The sequence below is a fragment of the Streptomyces sp. NPDC058880 genome, assembly GCF_042742535.1.
Taxonomy (GTDB): domain Bacteria; phylum Actinomycetota; class Actinomycetes; order Streptomycetales; family Streptomycetaceae; genus Streptomyces.
In genome coordinates, this window is sequence record NZ_JBHYMC010000080.1 from 22243 (window position 1) to 28820 (window position 6578).

Consider the following 6578-nt stretch of genomic DNA (forward strand, 5'->3'; position numbering starts at 1 on the left):
AAGCGAATTACCTACGGTTCCGTAGCCTACGGAGTCGTAGGTTAAGCGTGACATCAAGGCCAGCCAAGCCCCGCGTGTACCTATGTCCGGTTACATCCAGTTATCTATGCAGAATGGGGCGGGTCCGACGGGGAAACGAAAGGGCAGAATCACGCCAGGAGGTGGTCTGCGGCTCCCGCCTTGACGGCCGGGACGCGTGCGCAGGACCCTGCGGGACCCGCCCGAGCACCCCACGGACCCCGTCGGTCCGAGGTCCGCCCCGTCGGTGGGCGTCGCGGCAGGGACGGAGGCGGCCGGCACCCACGCCGTGGAACGGCACCCCCCGGGCGATGCCCGGGCGGCACCGCCCCGCCTCTGCCCGCCTCTGCCCCCCTCCGCCCCGTCTGCCGGTCGGTGCGTCAGCCGGTCAGCCGTGCCACAGCGTCTCCCGGACCTCCGCGGCCGTGGTCGGCCGCAGCTCTCCGTCCAGCAGCAGCCAGCGCGTGACCCCGATCGCCTCCAGGAACGGCACGTCGTGGCTCGCCACCACAAGCGCTCCCCGGTACGACTCCAGCGCGTCGGTGAGCTGCCGCACGCTCGACAGGTCGAGGTTGTTCGTGGGCTCGTCCAGCATGAGGAGCTGCGGGGCCGGTTCGGCCAGCAGCAGCGCCGCCAGTGCTGCCCGGAACCGCTCACCGCCCGACAGGGTGCCCGCCGGCCGGTCCGCGCGCCCGCCCCGGAAGAGGAAGTGCGCGAGCCGTGCCCGGACCAGGTTGTCGGTGGCCTGCGGGGCGAACCGGGCCACGTTCTCCACGACCGAGCTGTTCTCGTCCAGCACGTCCAGCCGCTGGGGCAGGAACCGGGTGGTCACGTGTGTCTCGGCCGCGCCGGACTCGGGAGTGAGCTGCCCCGCGATCGTGCGCAGCAGCGTGGTCTTGCCCGAGCCGTTGCGGCCCACCAGGGCGACCCGCTCCGGGCCCCGCAGTTCCCACTCTCCCGGCACGCGGGCACCGTGGGGCAGGTACAGGTCGCTGAGGGTCAGGACGCGCCGACCCGGCGGGACCAGTGTGGCGGGCAGTTCGATACGGATCTCGGCGTCGTCGCGGACCGCCTCCACCGCCTGGTCCAGCCGCTCCCTCGCCTTGGCCAGCTTCTCGGTGTGCATGATGCGGTGCTTGCCGGCCGATTCCTGCGCCGCGCGCTTGCGCGCGCCCATCACGATCTTCGGCTCGCGCTTGTTCTCGGACATCTTCTGGCCGTACCGCTTGCGCCGGGCCAACTTGACTCGTGCGTCGGCCAGTTCACGCTTCTGGCGCTGCACGTCGGCCTCCGCGACCCGGACCATGCGCTCGGCCGCGTCCTGTTCGGCGGCGAGCATCTCCTCGTAGTCGGTGAAGTTCCCTCCGTACCAGCGGACTTCGCCGTCGCGCAGATCGGCGATCTGGTCGACCCGCTCCAGTAGTTCGCGGTCGTGGCTGACCAGGAGCATCACTCCGGACCAGGACTCGACCGCCGCGTACAGGCGGCCCCGGGCGCGCAGGTCCAGGTTGTTGGTCGGCTCGTCCAGCAGCAGGACGGTCGGACGGTCCAGCAGCAGTGCGGCCAGGCGCACCAGGACCGACTCGCCGCCCGACAGCTCGCCGACCGTGCGGTCCAGGCCGATCCGGGCGAGGCCGAGCTGGTCGAGGGTGGCCAGGGCCCGCTCCTCCACGTCCCAGTCGTCGCCGACGGCGGCGAAGTTCGCCTCGGTGGCCTCGCCCGCCTCGATGGCGTGGAGCGCGGCGCGTGCGGTGTGGATGCCGAGCGCCTCGTCCACGCGCAGCGCGGTGTCGAGGGTGACCGTCTGGGGGAGGTAGCCGACCGAGCCGGCGACGGACGACTGGCCCCCGGTCGGGGCCAGTTCACCGGCGATCAGCTTCAACAGGGTGGATTTGCCACTCCCGTTGAGTCCGATCAGGCCGGTGCGGCCGGGGCCGACGGTCAGCTGGAACCCGTCGAACACGGGTGTCCCGTCGGGCCAGTCGAAGGACAGGGCGGAGCAGGTGATGGATGCAGGGGCGTGACTCATGGAGGCCTCCAGGTTGCGTGAATGGTGCGTGCAACGCGGGGAGACAGCCGACGCTCAGATCGCGAGCGGGAACGCGAGCGCGTTCGGACGGCGACCGTGGCCGTGATGTGGACGATCACGGGGGTCTTCGGTGGTCGCGGTGGTCGCGGTGGTCGGTGTCTCGGACCTCAGAAGAGCAACGTCCTGCTCCGTTCGACGGCAGTGGGGCGCCAACGAAGCTACGGGCGGCCCCGGCCGCCCGCAAACGATTTACGCCGGAGGGTCAGCAGCTGTCGCGCATCAGCTCGGCCAAGCTGTGGTCCATGTCGAGGTAGAGGTGCTCCAGGCCGGGCGGAACCACGCTCGCGACCCGATCCAGGAACCGGTGCAGCTCGGCGGTCAGCATCAGGACGATCGCGACGCCCTCCACCGCGTGGAACTCGATCGTGGTCCGCTCCCCGTCGTGCGGCCGCACGCGTACGTCGCCATAGCCGGACGGGCGGTCCAGGCCGGACTCCAGCAGTTCCCGGGAGAAGGTCCACGAGACCTCGACGCCTTCCAGCGTCGCCGGGGCGGGGAAGGCCATGCGCACGGCGAACGGATCCGCGCGGTCGTAACACAGGGTGACGGGAACGGTCTCGACCTTCGGCGCGGTGGCGACCAGACGGGCCTGCGCGGCCTGCTCGATGACAGTGATCACGGCTCACTCCCTTGCGGCGGATCTGCTGCCGGACTGCGGGATGGGGCCCGGCAACCCGATAGACGCCGGAATCGGCAAATCCGTGCATGGGGCTTCGAGTGAGCTGTGTCACCGACTGGCCGGAACCTGCCTGTGTGATCGCACAGAGTGACCGGGTGGGCGGAAGCGCGCGAAGGCGCGACGGCGTGCCGTGCGGGGGCGGGGGCTTTCTGGAAGGGCCGGTTGTCGCTCACTCCACCGGAGCAACGCCCGCTCGGGAGGCTGCCGGGACGCCCTCTGGACGGCCGGTCCGGGGTGCGTTAGCTTCCGGCGCCATGAGACTTCTGGATGGCGCAATTGGCATGTGCGCGGCAAGTTTGGTGCTCGGTGTGCTCGCCGGTCCCGCGCACGCCGAGGAGCAGGGCCGGGCACAGGACTTACGCGCAGCCGGCTGGGCGCTCAAGGAGACCGGCCTGACCGCCCGCTTCCGGGGGCTCGCCGCGGTCAGCCGGACCACGGCCTGGGTCGCCGGCTCCCGGGGGACCGTGTTGCGCACGCTCGACGGCGGCCGCAGCTGGCAGGACGTCTCGCCGCCCGGCGCGGTCGCGGAGCAGTTGGAACTGCGCGACATCGAGGCCTTCGACGCGCGACGGGCGGTGGCCCTGTCCATCGGCGAGGGCGAGGCCTCCAGGGTGCTGCGGACCGAGGACGGCGGCGCCACCTGGACCGAGACCTTCCGCAACCCCGATCCGCGCGCCTTCTACGACTGCCTCACCTTCTTCGACGCCCGCCACGGGCTGGCCGTGAGCGATCCGGTGGACGGGAAGTTCCGCATCCTCTCGACGGACGACGGCGGCCGCCACTGGCGGGTGCTGCCCGGTGCGGGAATGCCCGAGGCGCTGCCGGGCGAGGCGGGCTTCGCCGCGAGCGGCCAGTGCCTGGTCAGCGCCGGACCGCGGGACGTCTGGCTGGCCACGGGCGGCGGGGCGAGCGCGCGGGTCCTGCACTCCGCGGACCGCGGCCGGACCTGGCGGGCGGCCGAAGCCGCCGTGCCGGCGGGAGACCCCGCGCGAGGCGTCTTCGCCCTCGCCTTCCGGGACCGTACGAGGGGGCTCGCCGTGGGCGGCGACTACCGTACCGGGCAGGCCTCCCCGCACGCCGCGGCCGTCTCCGGGGACGGGGGGAGCACCTGGCGGCAGGCGACGGCCCCGCCGCCGGCCTACCGGTCGGGCGCGGCCTGGTACCCGTACAGCGGGGGGACGGCCCTCGCGGTCGGACCCACGGGCACGGACCTCACCACGGACGGGGGTCGCTCCTGGCGCCCACTGGACGCGGGGTCCTTCGACACGGTCGACTGCGCGGCTGACAGGGGCTGTTGGGCGGCGGGGGAGAAGGGCCGGGTGGCACGGCTGGAACGCCGCTGACCCGCACCCGGCGGCCTGCCCGGCGGAACGGCTCCCCGGCGCCGTGGCTGCGGAGGTCCGCCGGGCGACAGCGCTACACGAGCGGGTTCTCCCGGACCGCGGCCAGGTCCGCCGAGGTCTTCGTGGCCATGAACTCGGTGATGCGGTAGGAGCAGACGCCCGCGACCGCGAAGGGGTCCCCGGCCGCGATCTTCTCGATCTCGGCCCGGGACACCCCTGCGGCCAGGATGACGCCCCCGTCGCGCGGCACCTTGCGTCCCGAGGCGAGGAAGACGCCGGCCGCGTAGTAGCCGTCCAGCCAGGCGATGTGGGCGTCCATCTGCTCCTCGACGGTTTCGACGGGCGCGGTGTAGGTGAGCTCCATGACAAACATGATCGTCAGGTTACGCTCGGTCCATCATGACGAGTGTGAAGACTCCCGCCGATGAGGCCGAGGCCCGGGCGATACAGGACGAGCTGCGCCATCACGTGGTACTCGGCGAGCCCGGCCCCCCGCCCGGCCGCGGGCTGGTGGCGGGCGTGGACGTCGCCTACGACGACACGCGCGACCTCGTCGCCGCCGCGGCCGTGGTCCTCGACGCCGCGACCCTGGAGGTGGTCGAGGAGGCCACCGCCGTCGGGCACGTCAGCTTTCCCTACGTGCCGGGGCTGCTCGCCTTCCGCGAGCTGCCGACCGTGCTGGCCGCCCTCGACGCCCTGACCGCCGAGCCCGGCCTCGTGGTCTGCGACGGCTACGGCCTCGCCCACCCCCGCGGGTTCGGCCTCGCCTGCCACCTCGGGGTGGTCACGGGGCTCCCCTCCATCGGCGTCGCCAAGAACCCCTTCGCCTTCACCCACGAGGATCCCGGTGCCCGGCGGGGCGCCGTCTCCGCGCTGGTCGGCCCCGACGGGGGCGAGGTCGGGCGGGCCCTGCGCACGCAGGACGCGACCAAGCCGGTGTACGTCTCCGTCGGGCACAGGGTGTCGCTCGACAACGCCTGTGCGCACGTCCTGGCCCTCAGCCCCCGCTTCCGGATCCCGGAGACCACCCGGCGTGCCGACTCGCTGTGCCGCAGGGCACTGCGGGAGGCCTCCTGAGCTCCTGCCGGCGCGTCAGCGGGCGTCGGCCACCCGGAAGGCGATCCCCGCCTTCTGGAGGCGGTGGAGGAGCGCGTCTCCCATCGCCACCGCGGTCGTCACCTGCCCGGCGGCCTCCGGCAGCGGGTCGTGCGCCAGGCAGAGCGCCGACTCCGCCAGCATCTTTGCGGTGTCGCCGTAGCCCGGGTCGCCGCCCGACACCTCGGTGAGCACCCGCCGGCCGCCGCCCTCGCCCACGAACCGCACGGTGAACCAGCTGCGGGCCCGCCGCTCCGCGTCCGGTCCCCGGCCCGGTTCCCAGCGGTTCATGAGCCACCGCCGGGCGGGCGGCACCTGCGCCAGGGCAGCCGTCGCGCCCATCGCCGCCGTACCGCCCAGCGCGACGGGCAGGTGCTTGACGGAGGCGTAGTGCCGGTAGCGAAAGTCCGGGCCGTAGCGCTCCAGCGCGGCCGCCGACCGGGTCACGACCCGCGGGTCCAGCGTGGGCAGCGGGAGCGCCCAGGTGCCGGTCTCGCGGCTGAACCGGGGCGCGCCCAGCGGCCCGCGCGCCCGCCGGCCCCTCAGCCGGGGTTCGTGCAGCCGGCGGGCGCGGGCGGCGGTCAGGGTCTGCGGGCCGCGGCCCAGCGCGGTCAGCGCGGAGGCCAGCGTCCCGCCGGAGAAGAACGCGTTGGACCGCATGAACCCGTCGACCGTGAGCGGGACCCCCTCCGGCAGCTGCCGGACCGTGAAGTACGCGCCGAGATCGGCCGGGACCGAGTCGAAGCCGCAGGCGTGCACGAGCCGGGCGCCGGTTTCGCGGGCCCGCGCGTCGTGCTCCACGTACATCCGGTCCACGAACTCCGGCTCGCCGGTGAGGTCCACGTAGTCCGTGCCCGCTTCGGCGCAGGCGGCCACGAGCCCGGCCCCGTACCAGACGTACGGTCCCACGGTCGTGGCCAGCACCCGGGCGGACGCGGCCAGTTCGCCCACGGCGGCGGCGTCCCGGGCGTCCGCCTGCAGCAACGGCAGCGCGGCGCAGGCGGGTTCGATCGCGGCGAGCCGCTCGCGCAGCCGCTCCAGCTTCGCGAGGTCCCGGCCGGCGAGGGCCCACCGGCAGCCCGCGGGCGCGTGCGCGGCGAGGTACTCGGCGGTCAGCGCCCCCACGAACCCGGTGGCGCCGAAGAGCACGATGTCGTAGGCCCGTTCCGGCCGGTCCTGCGCGACCCCTGCGTTCATGAGAGCTCCTCCGGGCGGGCTGGTGCGGGTGGTGTGGGTGGCCGAGGCTAGCGCGCGGCCTGGGCGTCCCGGCGGGCGGGTGGCGGACATGCGCCGGTCGGCGGGGAGCCGGACGGTCCGTCACGACGCCGGCGCCCCGGGCGCGGCCGCACGGCCG

At 73.8% G+C, this 6578-nt stretch carries 6 protein-coding genes; 2 read left to right on the forward strand and 4 right to left on the reverse strand.

The window, feature by feature from the left end; translation table 11 throughout:
* Window positions 1–406 precede the first annotated feature (406 nt).
* Window positions 407–2047, reverse strand: coding sequence for an ABC-F family ATP-binding cassette domain-containing protein (locus ACFW2G_RS30000; protein WP_384455189.1), 1641 nt, complete (start codon window positions 2045–2047; stop codon window positions 407–409).
* Between the two features lie 262 nt (window positions 2048–2309).
* A complete protein-coding gene (locus ACFW2G_RS30005) occupies window positions 2310–2726 on the reverse strand; it encodes an SsgA family sporulation/cell division regulator (protein WP_037915952.1) in 417 nt (138 codons plus the stop codon).
* 341 nt (window positions 2727–3067) lie between these two features.
* Here ACFW2G_RS30005 and ACFW2G_RS30010 point away from each other — a divergent pair, with 341 nt between their 5' ends.
* On the forward strand, window positions 3068–4129 hold the full coding sequence (locus ACFW2G_RS30010; RefSeq protein WP_384580880.1) for a WD40/YVTN/BNR-like repeat-containing protein: 1062 nt from the start codon (window positions 3068–3070) through the stop codon (window positions 4127–4129).
* Between the two features lie 73 nt (window positions 4130–4202).
* Here ACFW2G_RS30010 and ACFW2G_RS30015 read toward each other — a convergent pair whose 3' ends face one another.
* Window positions 4203–4502: a YciI family protein gene (locus ACFW2G_RS30015; protein ID WP_384455195.1), complete on the reverse strand. Its 300-nt coding sequence runs from the start codon at window positions 4500–4502 to the stop codon at window positions 4203–4205.
* A 26-nt stretch (window positions 4503–4528) separates the two neighbouring features.
* Between ACFW2G_RS30015 and ACFW2G_RS30020 the strand changes: the two genes are divergently transcribed.
* Entirely contained in the window at window positions 4529–5206 is a 678-nt protein-coding gene (locus ACFW2G_RS30020; protein WP_037915957.1) for an endonuclease V, read from the forward strand.
* A 15-nt stretch (window positions 5207–5221) separates the two neighbouring features.
* Here the strand turns inward: ACFW2G_RS30020 and ACFW2G_RS30025 are convergent, their stop codons facing one another.
* A complete protein-coding gene (locus ACFW2G_RS30025) occupies window positions 5222–6421 on the reverse strand; it encodes a saccharopine dehydrogenase family protein (RefSeq protein ID WP_384580878.1) in 1200 nt (399 codons plus the stop codon).
* Window positions 6422–6578 lie beyond the last annotated feature (157 nt).

Excerpts from the sequence above, each read along its gene's own strand:
- ACFW2G_RS30020 (WP_037915957.1), top strand. The coding sequence starts at position 4,529 with ATGACGAGTGTGAAGACTCCCGCCGATGAGGCCGAGGCCCGGGCGATA.
- ACFW2G_RS30025 (WP_384580878.1), bottom strand. The coding sequence starts at position 6,421 with ATGAACGCAGGGGTCGCGCAGGACCGGCCGGAACGGGCCTACGACATC.
- ACFW2G_RS30000 (WP_384455189.1), bottom strand. The coding sequence starts at position 2,047 with ATGAGTCACGCCCCTGCATCCATCACCTGCTCCGCCCTGTCCTTCGAC.
- ACFW2G_RS30015 (WP_384455195.1), bottom strand. The coding sequence starts at position 4,502 with ATGTTTGTCATGGAGCTCACCTACACCGCGCCCGTCGAAACCGTCGAG.
- ACFW2G_RS30010 (WP_384580880.1), top strand. The coding sequence starts at position 3,068 with ATGTGCGCGGCAAGTTTGGTGCTCGGTGTGCTCGCCGGTCCCGCGCAC.